Below are 1,743 nucleotides of genomic sequence, written 5' to 3' on the forward strand. Positions count from 1 at the left end.
TATACAAAAATAATGATAAACAAACAAGTTCAATGATGCGATAAGTACTGAAATTATCACGTTGCTCTAATAGTGAACGAATTTATGGTAATTTAATACTCAGGTACTTATGAGAATAAAAATAAAATAATTGATACATTGAGTGGGAATGAGCACGTAGAACCAAGTAATGTTAAATTAATTGAACTGATCGAACTAATTGATAGGGGAGAGTCTAAAAGTAACATTGTTGATTTAAGTATACGAAATATAGGAGATGGAAATAATGCTATATTATATCAATCAGAGTTTCATCAGCCCAGCAAAATACGTATATTGGCTGGGGAGGTCATTACTGCTGAGTTTAAAATTAATGAAATATTAAAGGGTAATGATTTTTTCAAAGCAATAATGGAAAGTGAAGCTAATGTAAATGACGTTTTAGCATCGAACTTTAAATCTCCTCATTTAATTCAATCTAGTTTTAAAGCATTAGAAGCGTCGATGCTGCAGTATGAAGCATCGATAAATAGGCTCATTGTAGCGCTTCCAGAAAAACCAATAATCAAAATATTAAGGGGTGATTTAATAAGAATGTCATCATTAAGAAATAATGCTAATAAATTACTAGTGTTATTAGATGGATGGCTCCCTCTTATTCAAGTAGAAAATAAAATAGTTGATAAAATGAAAGAGATTAGTTTAATCGAATCTCATTTGTCAGTAGAAAAAAAACATCATTTATCGAACAGACGTGAATTTAATGTTGTTGAATATCAGTCTTATGTCGTTAAGTTAAGTGAGAATAATGATAAGTTGAGGGCAGTATTAACACTGAAAGATGAGATAAAACTTAAAGGGGGTTATGATAAAAGTCAATTAATGATTTTAGAACAAAAAATTAAAACATTAGACGATGAATATCACTTTATTTCATTGTCATTAAAGCGCTTTGATATTCAAGCTAGAAAGCAAGGGGGGTACCCAGAAGAAGGTGGATATTCGAGTCTTGAAGCATGGTCAAGTTGGACGACACAAAATACTAAATTGCCATTGACATCGAATTACCGACCGAGTTTACAAGAGTTATTGTTTGAGCGCCAATTAGCTGGAAATAACATGAGCAGTATATTTGAAGCTTACAGTGCTTTATTTTATACGTGCGCTGGGGCAGATACCACAGAGCTGTCAGAGGAAACTTCGGTTTCTCGTTCTCAAAAAATATGGGCAGCGCTAAATGGGCTTGATCAGTGGTTATTATCACATCCCATCGAAGCGATAGAATTAGCTGGGAATGTAGAGCATGCTTATGCTTTAATTATGCAGAAACCTGAAACGTTTGGCGAGCAACTTGTTGAGAGTGTTAAAACGACTTGGAAAAGAGGCAGTGTTGAAAGCCAAATTCATGATATTTTGCTGGGTGAGCGTGAAGAAATTCCAAGTCGAGCCAGCACGAAGATGACGGCAGAGATGATTGCACTGCTCAATATTGCACAAATGGCTCCCTATGTTATAGGCGGCATTAAAGGCGCTAGGGGCCAAGGTGCATTGGCTAGAGCTGGTATGGCAGTTACATCTGTCTTTGCTTCCCCAGTATTGTCTCCAGTTATTGGTTTTATAGGGGGGTTACTGGAAGTTAAAGTGCAAAAAGTTTACCTGATTACCGACAAGTCTCAGCCATAAGCTACTAAAACTGAACTATAGTTAAAGTAAGGCTTTGAGTGGATAAATGGTTATGGCTAAAAGTAAAGTTCAACACCAGTT

Annotated in this window: 1 protein-coding gene; it reads left to right on the forward strand. The window is 35.3% G+C overall.

The window, feature by feature from the left end; all coding sequences use genetic code 11:
• The first annotated feature begins 138 nt into the window (after positions 1–138).
• Positions 139–1,662: a hypothetical protein gene (locus L2764_RS27055; protein WP_248943428.1), complete on the forward strand. Its 1,524-nt coding sequence runs from the start codon at positions 139–141 to the stop codon at positions 1,660–1,662.
• Positions 1,663–1,743: the final 81 nt, after the last annotated feature.

Origin of the sequence: Shewanella surugensis (assembly GCF_023284005.1) — a bacterium.
Taxonomy (GTDB): Bacteria; Pseudomonadota; Gammaproteobacteria; order Enterobacterales; family Shewanellaceae; genus Shewanella; species Shewanella surugensis.